Genomic DNA, 18893 nt, shown 5'->3' with positions numbered 1-18893 from the left:
GAAGCGACGGCGAGGCTGGACTGGCGAGCATTGCCGATATGAGACAGATCCACTGGCTCGCCGCCATCACGATGGGCGATGCGCCGGCAGTAGGGCAGAAAGCCGCTGTTTTGGGGGAAATGCTCACCCGCGGCTTCCGGGTGCCACCCGGGTTTGTGCTCGGGGTCGGTTCCCAAGCCGTTACCGAAGCCGACCTGGACGCGGTCGTCACGGTGGCCGAGAAACTCACCGACAAACCGCTGGCCGTACGATCGTCGGCCGTCGCCGAGGACCTGCCGGACCGGTCGTATGCCGGCCTCTACGAAACCGTGCTGAACGTGTCCGGACCGCAGGCCTTGCGAGCAGCCGTACGGAAGTGCCTCGCCTCCGCTGACAGCGAACGCGTGTCGGCGTACGCCACCAACGGGCCGATGGCCGTGCTGGTGCAGGAAATGGTGCCGGCGGACGCGGCCGGCGTTGCCTTCACCGCCAATCCCGTCACCAACGCGACCGACGAGACGTCGATCAATGCAGTGCTCGGCTTGGCCGACGACTTGGCGTCCGGAAAAGCGGATCCGGAACAATGGACGATCGCCTCCGCTGCGCCGTGGCCGCACCGGATCAGCGGCCCGCTCGACGTCCTCAGCGAAGACCAAGCCAGTGAGATCGGTAACTTGGCCGGGAAGGTCGCCCAGCGGCTGGGCGGACCGGTGGACATCGAATGGGCGTACGCCGGCGGGCAGCTGTTCCTTTTGCAGGCCAGGCCGATCACTGGCCTGGTCCAGCAGGTGCCGATTCCGGTGGAGATCCCACCTGGGTTCTGGATCCGGGACTCCGCGCACGGACCGCGACCCCGTACGCCGATGACTGTCAGCGTTTTCCAGGAAGAACCCGCGTTGGCCGCCGCCTTTGCGGAGTACGGCGCGTTGGTCCGGCCCAAGATGGCCGAGATCGGCGGCTGGCACTATCGGTCCTTCTATCCGCTGTCCGGAAATCCGGATGCTTCGCCGCCTCCTGGATGGCTGTTGTCCATACTGGTCAGGGTGATCCCCGCCTTTCGCGGGAAGCTGCGTCGCACCAGGGAGTATCTCCGGGGCCGTGAAGCCGAGGAGTTGGTGGCCCGCTGGTCGGGGGAGCTGCGACCAGCGCTGGAAAAACGAATCGACCGCCTGCGCGACGACGGGCTGGGCGCGCTGGACGATACCGCCGTGTTGAACCGGTTGGACGACCTACAAGGCCTCGTTGCGGAGGGTCTACGACTGCACATGCGGCTGGCTGTGCCGCACGGAAAAGGTATCGCGGAGCTGCATTTCGCCTGCCGTGACCTGCTCGGCTGGCGGTGGCAGGAGACCGAGCAACTGCTCGTCGGCCTCTCTGAACGCTCGACCGCACCAGCCCGTGCGCTGGCAGCGGTGACGGCACTCGGTCCGGATTCGCCGAAGTTCGCCGCAGCGCTGGCAAACTACCGGCGCACGTACGGTTGCCGGGCGATTGGCTACGAGGTCGCCGAGCCGACGCTCGGCGAACTGTCCGGTCTGATCGACCGACTGATATCGGAGGCGACAGCCAATGGCGAGACAGACTCGGCGCCGCGGACGACTCGCCGGGACAAGAGCGCGGCCCGTGCGCGAGCGGCGCTGCGGGACGACGATCTGCGGCAGTTCTTAGCCGCGCTCGCTCAGGCTGAGATCGCTTACGGAGTCCGCGAGGACAACGCGTTCTTCACCGTCGGCGTGCCACTGGGGCTGCTGCGTTTCGGCCTGCTGGAAGCCGGTCGCCGGCTGGTTGACCGTGGGCTGCTGACAAGCGTTGACGATATTTTCTTCGTCAGTCTGGAAGAAGCCTGCGCGGCCCTTGCCAACAGCATCGACTTGCGTACTGACGTCACGAAGAACCGTGGCCGGTATGTTTGGGCGTTAGCCCATCCCGGTCCGCCAACATACGGGAAAAATCCCGGCCCGCCACCAAAACTACGTTGGCTGCCAGCTCCTACCCGGCACATGATGGCCTGCGTGGAGTGGACGATCGAGCAGATTTTCGCTCCGGAGCTGAGCACCCGGACCACCGTCGACGGCGCGTCGCTGACTGGGGTCGCCGCTTCGGCGGGGCGCTATCGCGGGCCTGTCCGGGTGATCGAAACGGAAGCGCAGTTCGGCAAGCTGCGACCCGGTGACGTGCTGGTCTGCCCGGCAACCAATCCGTCATGGTCAGTCCTGTTCGCCTCAATTAGCGCACTGGTCACCGAATCCGGCGGCGCACTGTCGCATCCAGCGATCATCGCCCGCGAGTTCGGCATTCCCGCGGTGGTCGCCACCGGCTGCGCGACCTCGGTGCTGCGGGACGGCCAGATCGTCACCGTCGACGGCTCACTTGGCGTGGTGGAGCTCGAATCATGACCGCGGTTTTGAGCGTACTGACCAACGCCTTGGGCACCGTGCACGCGTACTCAGCCGCAGTTCGGCTTGGGGTGCTGGACCGCATCGACCGGGAGCCCGGCACTGCTGCCGAGGTGGCCCAAGCCTGCGGACTCAACGGGCACGGCACCGCACTTTTGTTGGCGTCATTGGAAACCACTGGCCTCGTTGATCGGCTGCCAGACGGTCGCTACCAGCCGATCGTGCCCGGTCTGGCTGGTCTGCACCCGATGCTGGCGATGTGGGACAACCTGTCGGACGTGGTACGCAACGGAAATCCGGTACTGAATCTGGACAAGCCCGAGCAGGCGGCGAGTTTCTATCCGCAGTTGGTGACGGCCCTGGGCGCTGCGCACGAGTCGACCGCATTGCACCTCGCGCAGAACCTGCCGGCAGCCAATCGCGTGTTGGACGTTGGCGCCGGCGCCAGCCCGTGGAGCATCGCGCTGGCAGCCCGGGATCGGGTATGCAAAGTCACCGCCATGGACCTGCCGGCAGTGCTCAACACAACCCGGCGAGCCACCAACAGAGCCGGAGTCGCCGACCAGTTCGACTATCTTCCCGGCGACGTCTTCGAAATCGACCTACCAGTGGCCGCGTACGACCTGGTGCTGGTCGCCCATGTGTGTCACCTCTTTGATCCGGACACCGTTGGGTCACTACTCGGGCGGCTCAGGCCAGCGGTGGCTCCGAGCGGCGCTCTCACGGTAGTCGACATCGTACCCGGCGGCCGCGCGGCGACACTGCATGAACTGGGTCTTTACCTGCGCACGTACGGCGGTGCGGATCACCCACCCGACAGATACCGCCGATGGTTGGCCGCCGACGGATTCACCGTCACCGAGCCGGTCGTTCTGGACAGCGACCCTCCGATGTTCGTGATTTGCGCCCAGGCGAGCGCGAACCCCAACCGGACAGGAGAACGCCCGTGAGCCCGACCGGTTCGCGGAACCGTTCGGTCATTCGCCACCGAACACCCAGATGATGGCGCCCGACTACCCGCGACGCCGATCTTTTCACAATAGATACCCCAAATGCAGCCGCCAGCCGCGGACAGCCAGCAGAGTCCTGGGCATCGACGATGATCAGGAATGACGCGCACATAGACCTTGCCAGCGGTGCCCGGACTCAACCACAGAAGAAATATCCGTATGACTTTAACTGGAGGACCTCGAACATGCTGATCGGATCTGCCCATCCACGTGGGCGACTTCTCCTGGCGATCGGCCTGACCGCCCTGTTTGTGTGCGGCTTTCTTACAAACGCTGCGAAACCGGCTGGCGCCGCGGTTGGGCCCGCGGACAGTGACTACTACGAAATCCCCAACAGCGCACTGCCATCGGCGCCTTGCCTGCAGGAAGGGGCAAATCATTGGGTCCAGGTAGCAACGTGCGATCCGAACAATGCCGCCCAGCAGTGGGCCACCGACTACGACAGCCCATACGGAATCATGTTCCGCAACCGCGTCAGCGGCCTGTGCCTGGGCACGAACCACGAAAATGTGCTCGGCGGCGGTGTCAACGACGAATACTGTGAAAGCGACCTCGACGAGCTCTGGGGCATGACGGAGGTTTACCACGCTACCTACCAAATCGTGAACCAAGCGAGCGGAGGGTGCCTGGAAAACGATGAATACCAGAACGAGGTCTCTGTGTCGGCATGCGCCCCGAAGAACCTCGGCCAGATGTGGTTCTGGACCGGTCAAAGCAATCGAGGGTGATTGACCGGGTCTGATTCAGGTTGCTCGCGGGATCACTCTCCGGGTGGCGGAACGTCCGTACGAACGCGTCCTGCACAGCGTCCTGGGCGTCCGCCACATTTCCGGTGAACGCCTACACGGTGACTTGCTGTCACCTCAACGACCAGCGGTTGACGGATCCGGTTGCATCCACCGTTCGAAGGAGGGGCTACTGCTGGTAGGACTCGACTTCGGGGATGGGGCGGGCCTGGGCGTCATTGGGGTTCTGGTGGAACTCGGCACGGGCGCGGCGCTGGCGCAGCAGGTCCCAGCACTGGTCGAGGTGCTCTTCCAGCTCTTTCAGACGGGCCTGGTGCTCCGGTTTGAGCCCCTGCCCGACCGCGCTGCGGCGCAGCTCATGCTCCTCGGCGATCAACTCGTCGATCCGGCCGATGATCTGGCCTTCGTTCTCAGCCATGGCAGTGTTTCTCCTTTTAGAGTACGGCGTCGAGTTCGCCGAGTCGGGTGGTGAGGCGGAGGTTCTCGGAGTAGTCGACGGGGCAGGCGATGATCGCCACGCCATCGCTGGCGAGTGCTTCTCGCAAAGTCGGCAAAAGCTCGTCTGCGGCACCGATTCTCACGCCTTTGGCGCCAAAACTCGCCGCATACTGCACGACATCGGGATTTCCGAAGGCGACATTGCTGTGCTTGCCGAGCTCGAGGTCCATTTTCCACTCGATAAGGCCGTAGCCGTTGTCCTCCCAGACCAGCACAACCAGCGGGATGTGTTCCCGCACGGCCGTCTCGATTTCCTGCGAGTGCATCAGGAACGAGCCGTCACCGACCGAAGCGAGCACTTTGGTGTCCGGCTTTGCCAGCGACACGCCCAAAGCGCCCGGAAGCGCGAATCCCATGGTGGAGAGGCCGTTGGAGATCAGACAGGTATTCGGTGCGTACGTGGGATAAAGCCGCGCCATCCACATCTTCAGTGCGCCAGTGTCGACCAGCACGATGTCCTCGCGACCGAGCGCGGCCCGGGTGTCGGCGACAATTCGCTGCGGCGCAAGGGGATAGCGGTCGTCCTGGCGGCCGCGGGTCAACTCGTCGTCCAGGAGCGCTCGTACGCGCGGAGCTGGCCTTGCTGGCTGCTCGTAGTCGGCGAGCGCGGCGGTGAGTGCGTCGAGCGAGGCGCTGAGGTCGCCTTCGATGCCCACATCGATGGAGTAGTGGGCGTCGACCTCGGCCGGGAAGCGGTGAATGTGGATGATTTTCTTGTCGGCCGGTGGGTTGATCCGTACCGGATCGAATTCCTGCAGCTCGTAGCCGACCGAGATGATCAGGTCGGCCTCGTCGAAACCGAAGTTCGCGTAGTCGTGCCGCATGAAACCAATGGTGCCGATCGCGTTCGGATGGTCGTCCGGAATAACGCCCTTGCCGTGAAAACTCGTCGCGACCGGGATGCTGAAACGCTCGGCGAAAGTGGCGACCGCCTTGCCGGCGTCGTTGCGGGCGGCGCCGTGGCCGGCCAGCAGGATGGGCTTGTGAGCCGTACGGAATAGGTCCGCGGCCCGCTGCACCTGGCTCGGCGATGGGGCCTCGGCTCGTACGACATTGCGGGGCAGTGGGCGCGCGGCGGCATCCGCGGCGGCCTCGTCGACATCTTCCGGCACGGCCAGGTAGACCGCGCCTGGCCGCTCGGTTTCGGCTGTCTTGAAGGCCTTCCGGAACATCTCCGGAATGGCCCGCGGCGACGGCACACTGGCGGACCATTTGGTGATGGGCGCGAACATCGACACCAGATCGACGAACTGGTGCGATTCCTTGAAGTTGCGGTCGGCGCCCACCTGCGCCGAAATCGCGACCACCGGCGTGCTGTTGGTGGTCGCGTCCGCGACGCCGAGCTGCAGGTTGATGGCGCCCGGCCCGAGCGTCGCGGACATCACACCGGCGGTGCCGGTGACCCGGCCGTACATCTCCGCCATAAATGACGCGGCCTGCTCATGTCGGGTCAGGATGTATCGGATCTCGGATTCGTCCAGCGCCTGGGTGAAATGGATGTTCTCTTCGCCCGGAATGCCGAAGACGAACCTCACGCCTTCCGATTCCAGGCAGCGGACCATCAGCTCGGCGGCGGTAAGTTCGCTCACGTGCTCGAACCTACCCCGCCGCGGGTCAGGGGGTGAGGAGTACCGGCCGGATGTTGACCTTGCTCTGGTTGGTGAACGCGTATTCGGCCTCCGCCAGCGGGAAGGTCTCGATGATGGGGCGTACACCCTTCAGGACGGCGAAGTTCAGGGTGTCCTCGCTGTCCTGCGCGACGCCGCTGTACCAGCCGCCGATCTTCAGCCGGTCGGTGGCGAGCACGTGGCCGGTGACCTGGATCGGCTGCTGGCCTTCCAGCACGATCAGCTCGCCGTTCGGCCGCAGCCCGCTGACCAGGGCGGACTGTAGGTCGGCGTGGTCGACGGTGGCCACGATCACGGCTGCGCCGCCGTGCTTGCGGACAGCCTCGCCGGCGTCGCCTTCGTTGCTGTCGATGTATTCGTCGGCGCCGAGCCGGCGGGCCAGCTCCTCCTTGTCCCGGCCGCGGTTGATGGCGATCGTACGAAAGCCCATCTTGTTGGCGAACTGGATCGCCAGGTGGCCGACGCCGCCGACGCCCTGGATGGCGACCATGTCGCCCGGACCGGCCGGCGAGTGCCGCAGCGCGTTGAACGCGGTGATGCCACCACACATCAGCGGCGCGGCCTCTTCGAACTTCAGGCCCTCCGGCACCCGCGCCACGGCGTCCTGCGGCGCGACCATGTATTCGGCGTAGCCACCGTCGTACGAGGTGCCGACGATCGTCCTGCTGACGCAGTTGGTGAAGTCGCCGCGCCGGCAGAACTCGCAGGTCAGGTCGCTGCCGCCGGACCAGCCGACGCCGACCTTGTCGCCGACCTTCCACAGCTGGACGTCCTCGCCGACCGCGTCGACGACACCAGCGATCTCGTGGCCCGGGACGCGCGGCAGCTGTACGCCGAACAGCCCGAGGCGGGGGATAGCGTCGCCGCCGCAGATGCCGCAGGCGTGCACCTTCACCCGTACGTGGTTGCGCCCCGGCTCGGGCACGTCCATTTCCGTGACGACGAACGGGCCGCCGGCAACCTGTGCTTGAACTGCTTTCATTATCCCTGTCTCCTCTGAGTTTTTTGAAGGTCGTGGTTTTCGAAGTTCAGTGCATTCCGCCGTCGGCGACGATTTGTTGTCCGGTGATGAGGCCGCCCGCATCGGAGGCCAGGAACGCGGCGATTTCCGCCACGTCCTGCGCCGTGCCGAGCCGGCGGATCGGCACCATGTCGATCAGGCTCTGCTTGTACGCGTCATTGGCTGGGTCGGTGAAAATGCCGGCACCGTCGATCGGCCCGGGCACGATGGAGTTCGCGGTGATGCCACGACGGCCGAGTTCGAGGGCCAGTACGCGTACGAGATAACCGGAGGCGACCTTGCTGGTGCCGTAAAGACCGACACCTTCCTGCGGAACGGTCGTGGTGTTGGAGGAAATGTTGATGATGCGACCGTTGTCCGCGACCCGGCGCGCGGCTTCTCGCATCACGAAATACGGTCCCTTGGTGTTGACCTGGAACAGCTGGTCGAAATCCGCCTCGGTCACGTCGGTGACGGGGATGTTCACCTTTTCCATTCCGGCGTTGGCGACCACGATGTCGAGATGGCCGAATTCCGCGGTGGCCGCATCGAAAAGCGTGGTGATGCCGTCCACAGTGGACACGTCGGCGGCGACGGTCAACGCTTTCGTGGTGACCGCGTCACGTACCTCGTCGGCCGCGGCCTTGTCGCGAGAATAGTTGATGATCACGTTCGCGCCCTGAGACGCGAGCTTCAGCACGATGGCGCGGCCGAGGCCTTTGGAGGAACCAGTGACCAGCGCGGTCTTTCCTTCGAGTGACATGTGTTAATGATCGGACGGCCGGGACGAATGCGGAAACAACAATTCGTGGGGGAGCCCACAAGCGATCGTTGTGGCAGGATGGCTGGCGTGGATCTGAGCCTGCGGCTGATCGAAGCGCTTCTCGCGGTGGTCGAGGAGGGCAGCATGACACGCGCGGCCACTCGGCTCAACATGACCCAGCAAGCGGTCAGCGGGCAGATTCGCCAGTTGGAGCGGATCGCTGGCACGGCCTTGCTGCTCCGCCTTCCGCAAGGTGTCGAGCTGACGCCGGCCGGCGAGGTGGTCGCCAAACAGGGTGCCGCGCTGGTGGCCGCCGCGACCACGATGCTGAGCGAGGCGCATCTGCTCGGCGAGGGGAAGTCGCATCGGCTGCGGATCGCCTTCAAAGGGCAGAGCACCGCCCATTTCATGCCCGACGTGGAGGCCGCCTTGCGCCGGGTGGCGCCCGAGGTCGTCCTGGAGCCACTGTCCGTGAGCACCCTGCCGGACGAGATCGACGCGCTGGTCAACGGTGCCGCGGACGCCGCCTTCCTGTGGCTGCCGATCGGCGACGACGACCGTTTCACCAGCCACGACCTGATCTCCGAGCCACGGATGGTGGCACTGTGTCCGGGCCATCCACTCGCCGCCCGTACCGAGCTGCGGATCGCCGATTTGGCGAACGAGCCGATCGTCGGACCGCGGGCGGGTATGCCGCCGGCGGTCGTCCGATTCTGGTTCATCGACCCTCGCCCGGACGGCACCCCCGCCATCTTCGGTCCCGAGGGCCGTACGCCGGAGGAATGCCTGCAACTGGTCGCCGCCGGCCGCGGAAGCTGGATCGCGCCCGCGTCGACCGCCACGTATTTCGCGTTCCCGAAGCTGGTGTGGCTGCCGCTGGTCGACGCGGAGCCGTTGCGGCTGGCGCTGATGTGGCCCCGGCGAAGCGCTAGTCCGCTTCTGGATCTCTTGCTGCGCGAAAGCCGCCGGATCGTACGACCCTGCACGCCCGCGGCTGTCGCTGCTGCGTCTCGTTCCTGATGGGTGGGGGCTTGGTTTTCGTCGAGTGCGGGACTTTATGCCGCACTCGACGTCGAGTGTAGGGTTTTGTCCCGCACTCGACGACGGACCTGCCTAAGAAAAAGAGGCGGGCTTTGTTTTGTCCCAGAGCCATGTCTTGAAGAACCCACTCAAATCCTGGCCGCTGATTTTCTGGGCCAGCGAAGTGAACTGGTCGGTGGTGCCCGTGCTGTAGCGGTGAATAGCCGTCCAGGTCTGCAAAATCCGGAAGAACTTGTCGTCGCCGATGCGTTGGCGCAGGGCTGCGAGGGTCATCGCGCCTCGGCTGTAGACGGCGCTGGAGAACATGGTGTCGCGTTGCGGGTCGGCGATGGACTGGTTCCAGAACGGGCTGGTGGCGGCGAAGCGGTTGTACGCGTTGAGGGCGCTCTGCGCGGTGGGGAGGCCGCCGGTGTGTTCGGTCCAGAGCCAGGCGGCGAAGGAGGCGAAGCCCTCGTTCAGCCAGATGTGTTGCCAGCTGGCGACCGAAACGGTGTCGCCGAACCACTGGTGGGCGAGTTCGTGGGAGACCGTGCCGGGGCCGGCGGCGAAGCCGTAGAGCGGGCGGGTTTGGGTTTCCAGCGAGAAACCGATGTCCGGGACGTTGTCGACGATCGCGCCGGTGGAGCTGAAGGAGTACGGGCCGAACATCTTGCTCCAGTAGTCGGTCACCTGGCCGGTCAGGTCATAGATGCCGGCGGCCTGGGTGGCCAGCGCCGGGTCGGTGGCGGTGGTTTCCGGGATGCCACCGGGCGTACGGCCATTGCGGAACTGCCACTTGCCGATGTCGATGGTCGCCAGGTAGGTGGCCATCGGGCTGGTTTCGTTCCAGGTGAAGGTGGTCTGGTCGCCATGGTGCCTGGTCGACTGGAGATCACCGTTCGCCACGACCGAGCGGTCCGCCGGAACCGTGATGTGATAAGTAAAAGTCGCCTTCATGCTCGGGTGGTCGTCGGACGGATACCAGGTGCTGGCCGCATTGGGCTCGCAGCCGACGAAGGCGCCGTCGTCGGTGTAGATCCAGCCGTACGGCGCGCCGAAGACGACCGGCGATCCGACGATCGTCTGCGGTGAGCCGTCATATTTCACCGCTACCAGGAAAGGGCCGCCGCGCAGCAGGCCAAAGCGGGGCTTGATGGTCAGCTCCTGGCCGTTCCGGCTGAAAGCCGCCGGGAAGGAGTCCACCGACACCGAGCGTACGTTCAGGCCCTGAAGATCCAGATCGAAACTGGAGAGGTTCTGGGTGGCAACCGCGGTCAGCGTCATCACGCCGGCGAGGTTCTTGGTGGCTGGGTCGTACGACAGGTTCAGGTCGTAGTGCAGCGGGCGATAACCTCCGTTGCCCTCCAACGGAAAGTACGGGTCACCGATGCCGGGCGCTCCCGGGCTGAACACCGACGCGGCGGCCGGCGGTGCGAACGCCACCAGACCGGCGGTGATGGCTGTCGCGATGGCGACCGTGATGCCCAACAGTTTTCTTACACGCATGGCGACCCGTCTCCCTTGGTCCAGACCAACGTGAAGAATCATCCCCGACGCGGTCCGTCAACAAAAGCGGGATTATCGGCCAGATCCAGCCAGCCCTTGCGTCGTACGACCTGGCGGATACGCTGAACCAGCGCGGCGAGGGCCGGATTCCGGTCGTTCTTGCGCCACGCCATCGACCACGAATAGGCCGGCGTCGGTGTGAGCGGCACTCGCCGCAGCACCTTCTCGTCGCCGATGTCCCATTCCGCGCCCAGGACGGTGACCCGCGCGGGATCCTGCCGCATCAACGCGACCCCGTCGCGCAGCCCCAGGTTGGTGCCTTCGACGGTGAAATCAATGCCGTTGTCCTTGGCGTAGTCGTGAAAAAAGGCCTGTAGCTCAGGAACCGCGGAGAGGTCGGGGTACCAGATACCAGTGTGGCGTAAGTCGTCAACGGTCCAGACTTCCAGGTTCCCCAGCGGATGGTCCGGATGGACGAGGACGGCCATCGGCTCGCGGTACACCTCCTCGTACGAGAGGTCAGCGAGCGGCGCGGTGAGGGTGCCGACGAAGGCCAAATCCAGCTCGCCGCGGCGTAGCGCGCCGGTGCTTGCCGCGTCACTTCGGCGCATGCTGAGCGACAGAGTGGTGTCGCTGCCAGCCGCACGAAGAACGTGGGTGGGAGCGTGCACTTGCCCCCACACATCCACCCGGATCGCCGGCAGTGACTCGCGCAATGCCCGGCCGGCCGCCTCCGCGGTGGCCAGCAGATCGCGTGCGTACGGCAGGAAACGGTCGCCAGCCCTGGTCAGTTGGACGGATCGTACATTCCGGGTGAAAAGGGAGACACCGACGGTTTGTTCGAGTCTTTTGATGCGTTTTGAGAGTGCCTGCTGGGTCAGGAAGAGGTCCCCGGCGGCGCGACTGAAGTGCAGCTGATCGGCTACCGAGACGAAGGCCCGGACCTGGCCAAGGTCAAGATCCATCCGTCCACGATGGTCGACAACCATCGGTTGTCACAAGAGCCAAACGGGTGTTGGTCAGGGCGTCAGTCAGCTGATTCGATCAATGAGTCACCGCGATTGAGGAGTTTTCCCATGAAGTACGCCTACACCTACGTGATGGACACGCTTTCGGACTGGGAGCTTGGATACGTTCTGCCGGAGCTGAACACCGGCCGCTACTTCCGGCCTAGCATCGAGCCGGTGCCGGTGCGTACCGTCGGCCTGACTTTGGACCCGATCGTCACCATGGGCGGCGTGCGGATCGTGCCGGACGCGACGATCGACGAGGTCACCACCGAGAACACGGCCGTGCTGTTGCTTCCGGGCGCCGAGACCTGGCACGAGTCCCAGCACGCGCCGGTGTTCGGCAAGGTCGCCGATCTGCTGGACCACGAGGTGCCGGTGGCGGCCATCTGCGGTGCGACCGGCGCGCTCGCCGCGGCCGGCCTGCTGAACGAGCGGCGGCACACCAGCAACGCGCTGGAATACCTGAAGATGGTGGCGCCGGACTACACCGGGGAGCCGCGGTACGTGCCGGAAACGGCGGTCGTGGACGGCCCGCTGATCACCGCGAACTCGACTGGCGGGTTGCATCTTGGGCGGCTGGTGCTGGAGCGCCTGGACCTGTGCAGCAAGGAAACCCTGGAGGCGTGGTTCGAGTTTTTCCACACCGGTGATGGGAAGTGGTTCTACGCACTGATGGAATCGGTGGCCGCGCGCTGAAGTCACGCTGGCACGGCCCGGCCGTTCGACTTGACGGCCGGGCCGTTCCGGCGTGAAGTCGTACCTGTTGGATCCGCCGCAGGAGGGACAGTCGTGCCGATCGCCACCATCAACCCGGCCACCGGGGAGACCCTGAAGACTTTCGACGCGCTCACCAGTGAGCAGATCGAGGCGGCGATCGGCCGCGGGCACGAGCGTTGGCTGACCTACCGGCGGACCACGTTCGCCGAGCGGGCTGGTTGGATGCGGGCCGCCGCCGAGCTGTTGGACGCGGAGAAGGACGATATCGCGCGGACGATGACCGCGGAGATGGGCAAGACCCTCGCCTCCGCCGCCGCCGAAGCGGCCAAGTGCGCCAAGGGCATGCGTTTTTACGCGGAGAACGCGGCACACTTCCTCGCCGACGAGCCGGTCGACGCGGCCGCGGTCGGTGCGTCGAAGGCCTACGGTTCGTACCAGTCGCTGGGTGTGGTGCTTGCTGTGATGCCGTGGAATTTCCCGCTCTGGCAGGTCGTACGGTTCGCCGCGCCGGCGCTGATGGCCGGCAACGTGGGCCTGCTCAAACACGCCTCGAACGTGCCGCAAAGCGCGCTGTATCTGGAAGATCTGTTCGTACGAGCCGGATTTCCCTCTGGTTGCTTCCAAACACTGCTGATCGGCTCGAAACAGGTCGAGCAGGTCCTGCGTGATCCGCGAGTGGCCGCGGCGACGCTGACCGGCAGCGAGCCCGCCGGCCGCTCGGTGGCCGCGATTTGTGGTGACGAGGTCAAAAAAACGGTGATGGAGCTGGGCGGCAGTGATGCTTTCGTCGTCATGCCGTCGGCCGACCTGGAGAAGGCGGCATCGGTGGCGGTCACCGCGCGAGTGCAGAACAACGGTCAGTCCTGCATCGCCGCCAAGCGTTTCATCGTCCACACCGACGCCTTTGCCGAATTCAGCCGGCTTTTCGTCGAGAAAATGAAGGCACTGAAGGTCGGAGATCCGATGGATCCGGCCACCAATGTCGGGCCGCTGGCGACTGAGCAGGGGCGTACGGACGTCGAGGAACTGGTCGACGAGGCAGTGAAGAGCGGCGCGACCGTCCTTTGTGGAGGGTCGAGAGCGGAAGGTCCGGGCTGGTTCTACCCGCCGACCGTCATTACCGATATCACGACCGAGATGCGGATCTATCTCGAAGAGGTTTTTGGGCCGGTGGCTTCACTTTATCGAGTGGACGACCTTGATGCCGCGCTCTCGGTGGCGAACGCGACGAGTTTTGGCCTCGGCTCCAACGCGTGGACGACCGACCCTGACGAGCAGGCCCGGTTCGCCGTGGAGCTGGAAGCCGGGAATGTCTTCATCAACGGGATGACCACCTCGTACCCGGAGCTGCCTTTTGGTGGCATCAAACGCTCCGGCTACGGTCGGGAGCTGTCCGCCCACGGGATTCGGGAGTTCTGCAACCTGAAATCCGTCTGGGTGGGGTAGTTCGCCTTTGTAAAGCCCGAAAACTTTTATCTCTGAAGCCTGAAAGGGCAAGTGATTGTTGCGGTGCGCCGGTGCCGCGTCCAAGCGGTCCGGCCTTGCGGAGGTGGGCTAAGGTCGGGACCCTCGTCAGACGGGGGAGGTGGTACGAGTCGTGCAGGCTGAGGCGGTTTTGGGTGGGCGATACCGGCTGGTCAGGAGGCTGGGCCGGGGCGGCATGGGGGAGGTGTGGGAAGCCCGGGACCAGGAGCTGAGCCGGCAGGTGGCGATCAAGATCCTGCTCTCGGCGTTCGACGACGATCGGGAGTTGACCAACCGGCTGCGGCAGGAAGCGCGTACCGCGGCGGCGTTGCAGCATCCGGGAATCACTGTCGTGCATGACATTGGCGAGCACGACGGGCATCCATATTTTGTCATGGAGTTGCTGACTGGGCACACGTTCGCCAAGGCAGGCGTGATGCCCGTCGATATGGCGTTGGAGCTCATGGCAAAAGTGGCGGACGCACTCGCGTACGCGCATGACCGTGGCGTTGTGCACCGCGATATCAAGCCGGAAAATCTGATATCGGTGGCCGGCGGCGTAAAGATCTGCGATTTTGGGATCGCTCATTATGCTGAGGCGTCTGCTCGTTTGACGAAAACTGGTACGACGGTGGGCACGGCACCGTTTATGGCTCCTGAGCAGTGGCGCGGAGAATCTGTCGACGCCCGCACGGATCTGTACGCGTTCGGAGCCACCCTGCATGTGTTGTTGACCGGTGAACCGCCATTTCCCGGCCCGACCTATCTTGCTTATGCGCATCAACATCTCGCTGACCCGGCGCCCCGACTGTCCGGCGTGGCTGACGAGCTTGCCGACCTTGTTCACCAACTGCTGGCCAAAGACCCCGCCGACCGGCCGGCCAATGCGCGCGAAGTCGCCGCGGCTCTTCGCGCTGCCCGGGCGGAAAGCGTGGCTGGAAACACCACGAGTCGGATAGGACCAGCACCGGTCACGCTTACCAACACCACGTTCGACATGCTGAAAACAAACGTCTCCCTTCATGCCCAGATCTGGGCTTGGTTCCTTGCCGTGCCACTGGCGATTATTATGACGCTCAGACCAGACGTGCAGATTTACGCTGGTGCTGCCTGGTACGTCAAGCCGCTGGTGACCGGGGCATGTGGTGCGGCGGCTGGAGCGGTGCTTGGCGTGTTTTTTGGTTTGCTGGCAACGCGGGGTGTCAAATCTGACACCATCACCTTGGACGCCAAGAAGCTGACGGTTGTCTACAAGGCGCCCACCGTCCGAGGCGGCAAGACGCTGCTCGCTGCTCACTACCTGGCCAACAACCAAGCCGGCCGGACGCACGGGACAGGCGAGACTTTCACGATCGGCTGGGACGCACTCGAACGTATCGACGTGGACGGTGACGGCAGCGCGGCCGCGTTGTCGGTCAGGTTCCGGGCGTCCCGTCAGCCGTCACCCGAATGGGTCAGCAAACACGGCGCCACCCGGCGGGAAGACGGCGGTTACCGCATCTATGGACCGGCGTCTCTTACGACGCCGGAAAAGGTGAAGGTCGGCCAGCTCCGCGATCTGCTGCCGCGGTACGCGGGTCACCTGTACGACAAGCCCGGGCACGCCCCCCATCCGTGACGATCAGCGCCGACCCAGGCCTACACACTGAATCAGTGGTGGCCGGGGCGGCGGAGTCGGCGGCTGAGCAACGCGGATCCGAGCGCGAGTACACATGCCAGCAAAAACACCGCGGGATATCCGAAGGCGGGCACTGCCACGGCCGCGAGCCCGACACCGCAGATGCCTGCGAAAGCCTTGGCGCTGTAGATCACCCCGTGGATTTCCAGCGTGTTGCGCTCGCCGAAATAGTCGCGGGTGAGGCTGGCGAACAGCGGATAGAAGGCGCCGCCGCCGATGCCGGCGAGGGCGACCGCGACGAACAGCAGCGGCCGGATGCCGGCGCTCGCGGCGCCGGCGAAGCAGAGCTGGCCGAGCGCGAGCGTGCTGAGGACGAAGCTGAGCGTGCGGCGGCGGCCGAGCCGGTTCGAGACCCGGATGGCGAACGCCCGGCCGGCGCCGTTGAGGCCGACCAGCAGGGCCGCGCCGACCGCGATCGGCCAGGGTGTGAGGCCGGACCAGAGGGCGTAAGTGGCGAAGAAGGTCACGTTGAACAGGGACACCGCGCCCGCGAAGAAGAGCAGCACGTACATGATCGGCAGGACGCCGGTCCGGATCGCCTCGTGCGGGGTGAACTGCCGGACCGCCGGCGGGTTCGCCACTCGACCCGGGTTCAGCCGGTTGTCCAGCGCCCAGCGCTGCGGGTCGAGGTGCGGCGGCCACCAGTGCGCCGGCGGATCGCGCAGCAGGATGCCGGCGAAGGCGACAACCAACCCGATAAGCAACCCAGTGACGCCCATAAAGACCGGCAGATTGGTGGGCGTCATGCCGATGACGTACGCGATGACAAAGGGCACTGAGCCGTACGCGAAAGCCCCGGTCACGAAGCTGACCTTGCTGGCCGACCGTTCTGGGTGCCATTTCGAGGCCACCGAGGTGGCGCCCGCGTAGACCAGCCCGGCGCCGGTGCCACTGAGCACCGAATAGCCCAGGACGGCCGCGCCCATCGTGTTGCTGTTGGCCAGCGTGACAGGGCCGGCCAGGCAGAGCGCGGCGCCCAGCAGCATCACCGTGCGCGGCCCGACGACGCCGCGTTCGCGCAGGTAGGCGGTGGGGAGGCCGACGCCGGCCTGGCACACCGTCCAGAGCGCGAGCAGCCAGAATGTCTGTGCCGGCGGCCAGCCGTGGGCGGCGGAGAGCGCTGGTACGGCGGCGCCGAAGCCGTACTGCAGCACGCCGACCGCGGCCATCGCGGCCCACGGCAGCCACAGCATCCACGCCCGCGAGTGGCCGGTGAGCCGCCGCGCCGACGGCCCGACCCGATAGCGGCGGCCGCAGCAGTCGTACACCTCGCGGACGAGTCCCGGCACGGATTCCGTCGTCACGGACATCGCGACCTCCCACGGTTGACGTAATACTGTATGCAATCTACCGTACCGATGTGACCGTGGCCACAGCTAGACGAAGGAAATTGAATACTGCATACTATCGACCTGGTTCGATCGGAGGAACGTAAGTGGATCTGTACGAATACCAGGCGAAGGACCTGCTGGCCGCCCATGGCGTGCCGGTGGTGGCTGGCTCGGTGATCAACGATCCGACCAAGGCGGCCGCGGTGGCCGCGCAGCTGGGCGGTCGGGTAGTGGTCAAGGCCCAGGTGAAGACAGGCGGGCGCGGCAAAGCCGGCGGCGTCAAGCTGGCCGCGGACCCGGCCGATGCGGTCAGTAAGGCCGCGCAGATCCTCGGCATGGACATCAAGGGCCACACCGTGCACAAAGTGTTGGTCGCGGCCGCCTGTCAGGTGGTCGAGGAATACTACGTCTCGTTCTTGCTGGACCGTTCGAACCGTACTTTCCTTGCGATGGCGTCGATCCAAGGCGGCATGGACATCGAGGAAGTGGCCGCGACCAAGCCCGAGGCGCTGGCGAGGATCCCGGTGTCGGCCGGAGTGGATCTCGGCAAGGCCCGGGAAATCGTGGCGGCCGCTCGGTTTCCGGCCGAGGTGGCCGAGGAAGTCGCCGAGGTGCTGGTGAAACTCTGGGAGTGCTTCGTCGCCGAGGACGCCACGCTGCTGGAGATCAATCCGCTCGGACGGGACGGGGACGGCCATATCGTCGCGTTGGACAGCAAGATCACGCTCGACGACAACGCCGCCTATCGGCATCCAGCGCAGGAAGACTCCGCTGTCGTGGATCCGTTGGAAGCCAAGGCAAAAGCGCTGGACCTGAACTACGTGAAACTGGACGGCCAGGTCGGAGTCATCGGCAATGGAGCCGGGCTGGTGATGTCCACATTGGACGTTGTCGCGTACGCCGGTGTCAAACCCGCCAACTTCCTGGACATTGGCGGCGGTGCCTCGGCGGAGGTGATGGCGAACGGATTGTCGGTGATTCTCGGCGATCCGGATGTACGCAGCGTTTTCGTCAACGTTTTCGGCGGGATCACCGCCTGTGACGCGGTCGCGGACGGAATTGTTCAGGCGCTGGCGATTCTCGGTGCGCAGGCGTCCAAACCGCTGGTCGTACGGCTGGACGGGAACAACGTGGTGCAGGGCCGGCGGATCCTCGCGGAGGCGAACCATCCGCTGGTGACCGTGATGGACACGATGGATACCGCGGCTGCGAAGGCCGCCGAACTCGCAGTGGCGGGAGCCTGAGACATGGCCATTTTCCTGACGGAGAAAAGCAGAGTCATTGTCCAGGGCATGACTGGCTCGGAGGGTGTGAAGCACACCGCCCGAATGTTGCGGGCCGGCACCACCGTGGTCGGTGGTGTCAATCCCCGCAAGGCAGGCCAGAAAGTCGACTTCGATGGCATATCGCTGCCGGTGTTCGAGTCCGTATCCGAGGCGATCGCCTTCACCGAGGCCGATGTCACCGTCATCCTGGTGCCGCCGGCTTTTACCAAGACCGCCGTTCTGGAGGCGATCGACGCGTCGATCGGCCTCGCGGTGGTGATCACCGAGGGCGTGCCCATCCACGACTCGGCCGCATTTTGGGCGCACGCCGTGGACACTGGTAACAGGACGCGGATCGTCGGGCCGAACTGTCCGGGCATCGTGAGTCCTGGCCGATCAAACGCCGGCATTATTCCGGCGGACATCACCGGGCCGGGACCGATCGGGCTGGTGTCCAAGTCGGGCACCTTGACGTACCAGATGATGTACGAGCTGCGGGACATCGGCTTCTCGACGGCGATCGGCATCGGCGGTGATCCGGTGATCGGTACGACGCACATCGATGCGTTGCAGGCCTTCGAAAACGACCCGGAGACCGCGGCGATCGTGATGATCGGAGAGATTGGCGGCGATGCGGAAGAGCGTGCCGCCGCATATATCAAGGAGCACGTCACCAAGCCGGTGATCGGATATGTCGCCGGTTTCACCGCCCCTGAAGGCAAAACGATGGGCCATGCGGGGGCGATCGTGTCCGGCTCGGCCGGCACGGCCCAGGCAAAGAAAGACGCCCTGGAAGCCGCCGGCGTCAGCGTCGGCAAGACCCCCAGCGAGGCCGCCCGCCTCCTGCGCGAGCGACTGCACAGCACCGCGGCCGCCTGAGAT

16 protein-coding genes are annotated in these 18893 nt (G+C 65.3%); 9 read left to right on the top strand and 7 right to left on the bottom strand.

The features are described 5' to 3' along the window. Positions 1-38: 38 nt before the first annotated feature. From ABD301_RS19145 to ABD301_RS19135, 3 genes are all read left to right on the top strand, one after another. On the top strand, positions 39-2375 hold the full coding sequence (locus ABD301_RS19145; protein WP_344311609.1) for a PEP/pyruvate-binding domain-containing protein: 2337 nt from the start codon (positions 39-41) through the stop codon (positions 2373-2375). Continuing rightward, complete coding sequence (locus tag ABD301_RS19140; protein ID WP_344311607.1) at positions 2372-3325, top strand: class I SAM-dependent methyltransferase; 954 nt, start codon at positions 2372-2374, stop codon at positions 3323-3325. The genes ABD301_RS19145 and ABD301_RS19140 overlap by 4 nt, the downstream gene beginning before the upstream one ends. 149 nt (positions 3326-3474) lie before the next feature. Beyond that, positions 3475-4113 carry an RICIN domain-containing protein gene (locus ABD301_RS19135; RefSeq protein ID WP_163571736.1) on the top strand — a complete coding sequence of 213 codons (639 nt, stop codon included), beginning with the start codon at positions 3475-3477 and terminating at the stop codon, positions 4111-4113. Positions 4114-4300: 187 nt separating this feature from the next. Here ABD301_RS19135 and ABD301_RS19130 read toward each other — a convergent pair whose 3' ends face one another. Genes ABD301_RS19130 through ABD301_RS19115 form a run of 4 tightly spaced genes read right to left on the bottom strand, consistent with a single transcriptional unit; the run spans position 4301 to position 8020 of the window. Next, entirely contained in the window at positions 4301-4549 is a 249-nt protein-coding gene (locus tag ABD301_RS19130; protein ID WP_344311606.1) for a DUF2630 family protein, read from the bottom strand. 16 nt (positions 4550-4565) lie between these two features. Further along, positions 4566-6194: an acetolactate synthase large subunit gene (locus ABD301_RS19125; RefSeq protein ID WP_344311651.1), complete on the bottom strand. Its 1629-nt coding sequence runs from the start codon at positions 6192-6194 to the stop codon at positions 4566-4568. A 49-nt stretch (positions 6195-6243) separates the two neighbouring features. Next, positions 6244-7239 (bottom strand): alcohol dehydrogenase catalytic domain-containing protein, encoded by a 996-nt coding sequence (locus ABD301_RS19120; protein WP_344311605.1) that lies wholly within the window; start codon positions 7237-7239, stop codon positions 6244-6246. A 46-nt stretch (positions 7240-7285) separates the two neighbouring features. Next, complete coding sequence (locus tag ABD301_RS19115; protein ID WP_163571738.1) at positions 7286-8020, bottom strand: SDR family oxidoreductase; 735 nt, start codon at positions 8018-8020, stop codon at positions 7286-7288. Positions 8021-8107: 87 nt separating this feature from the next. Here ABD301_RS19115 and ABD301_RS19110 point away from each other — a divergent pair, with 87 nt between their 5' ends. Then, the gene (locus ABD301_RS19110) at positions 8108-9040 is read left to right on the top strand and encodes a LysR family transcriptional regulator (protein WP_344311604.1); all 933 of its coding nucleotides are present in this window, start codon (positions 8108-8110) and stop codon (positions 9038-9040) included. 93 nt (positions 9041-9133) lie between these two features. Here the strand turns inward: ABD301_RS19110 and ABD301_RS19105 are convergent, their stop codons facing one another. Further along, positions 9134-10546 (bottom strand): M1 family metallopeptidase, encoded by a 1413-nt coding sequence (locus ABD301_RS19105; protein WP_344311603.1) that lies wholly within the window; start codon positions 10544-10546, stop codon positions 9134-9136. Between the two features lie 38 nt (positions 10547-10584). Further along, positions 10585-11511: a LysR family transcriptional regulator gene (locus ABD301_RS19100; RefSeq protein ID WP_344311602.1), complete on the bottom strand. Its 927-nt coding sequence runs from the start codon at positions 11509-11511 to the stop codon at positions 10585-10587. 111 nt (positions 11512-11622) lie between these two features. Here ABD301_RS19100 and ABD301_RS19095 point away from each other — a divergent pair, with 111 nt between their 5' ends. From ABD301_RS19095 to ABD301_RS19085, 3 genes are all read left to right on the top strand, one after another. After that, positions 11623-12252, top strand: a complete 630-nt coding sequence (locus ABD301_RS19095; protein WP_344311601.1) for a DJ-1/PfpI family protein — start codon at positions 11623-11625, stop codon at positions 12250-12252. Between the two features lie 93 nt (positions 12253-12345). Continuing rightward, on the top strand, positions 12346-13719 hold the full coding sequence (locus tag ABD301_RS19090) for an NADP-dependent succinic semialdehyde dehydrogenase (RefSeq protein ID WP_344311600.1): 1374 nt from the start codon (positions 12346-12348) through the stop codon (positions 13717-13719). A gap of 151 nt (positions 13720-13870) precedes the next feature. Further along, positions 13871-15355, top strand: coding sequence for a serine/threonine-protein kinase (locus ABD301_RS19085; RefSeq protein WP_344311599.1), 1485 nt, complete (start codon positions 13871-13873; stop codon positions 15353-15355). 32 nt (positions 15356-15387) lie between these two features. On the opposite strand, the gene ABD301_RS19080 is transcribed toward ABD301_RS19085, so the two are convergent. Continuing rightward, positions 15388-16725: an OFA family MFS transporter gene (locus ABD301_RS19080; protein WP_344311598.1), complete on the bottom strand. Its 1338-nt coding sequence runs from the start codon at positions 16723-16725 to the stop codon at positions 15388-15390. 125 nt (positions 16726-16850) lie between these two features. Between ABD301_RS19080 and sucC the strand changes: the two genes are divergently transcribed. Continuing rightward, complete coding sequence (gene sucC / locus ABD301_RS19075; protein WP_344311597.1) at positions 16851-17990, top strand: ADP-forming succinate--CoA ligase subunit beta; 1140 nt, start codon at positions 16851-16853, stop codon at positions 17988-17990. Between the two features lie 3 nt (positions 17991-17993). Further along, positions 17994-18890 (top strand): succinate--CoA ligase subunit alpha, encoded by an 897-nt coding sequence (gene sucD / locus ABD301_RS19070; protein ID WP_163569402.1) that lies wholly within the window; start codon positions 17994-17996, stop codon positions 18888-18890. Positions 18891-18893 lie beyond the last annotated feature (3 nt).

Origin of the sequence: Fodinicola feengrottensis (assembly GCF_039530045.1) — a bacterium.
Classification (GTDB): Bacteria; Actinomycetota; Actinomycetes; order Mycobacteriales; family HKI-0501; genus Fodinicola; species Fodinicola feengrottensis.
The sequence above is the reverse complement of the archived record's forward strand: the minus strand, read 5'-3'. Positions and strand labels throughout refer to the sequence as shown.

Bases quoted from the DNA above. Each gene is read 5' to 3' on its own strand.
- ABD301_RS19145 (WP_344311609.1), top strand. From the start codon at position 39: ATGAGACAGATCCACTGGCTCGCCGCCATCACGATGGGCGATGCGCCG.
- ABD301_RS19140 (WP_344311607.1), top strand. From the start codon at position 2,372: ATGACCGCGGTTTTGAGCGTACTGACCAACGCCTTGGGCACCGTGCAC.
- ABD301_RS19135 (WP_163571736.1), top strand. From the start codon at position 3,475: ATGATCAGGAATGACGCGCACATAGACCTTGCCAGCGGTGCCCGGACT.
- ABD301_RS19130 (WP_344311606.1), bottom strand. From the start codon at position 4,549: ATGGCTGAGAACGAAGGCCAGATCATCGGCCGGATCGACGAGTTGATC.
- ABD301_RS19120 (WP_344311605.1), bottom strand. From the start codon at position 7,239: ATGAAAGCAGTTCAAGCACAGGTTGCCGGCGGCCCGTTCGTCGTCACG.
- ABD301_RS19115 (WP_163571738.1), bottom strand. From the start codon at position 8,020: ATGTCACTCGAAGGAAAGACCGCGCTGGTCACTGGTTCCTCCAAAGGC.
- ABD301_RS19105 (WP_344311603.1), bottom strand. From the start codon at position 10,546: ATGCGTGTAAGAAAACTGTTGGGCATCACGGTCGCCATCGCGACAGCC.
- ABD301_RS19100 (WP_344311602.1), bottom strand. From the start codon at position 11,511: ATGGATCTTGACCTTGGCCAGGTCCGGGCCTTCGTCTCGGTAGCCGAT.
- ABD301_RS19095 (WP_344311601.1), top strand. From the start codon at position 11,623: ATGAAGTACGCCTACACCTACGTGATGGACACGCTTTCGGACTGGGAG.
- ABD301_RS19080 (WP_344311598.1), bottom strand. From the start codon at position 16,725: ATGTCCGTGACGACGGAATCCGTGCCGGGACTCGTCCGCGAGGTGTAC.
- sucD (WP_163569402.1), top strand. From the start codon at position 17,994: ATGGCCATTTTCCTGACGGAGAAAAGCAGAGTCATTGTCCAGGGCATG.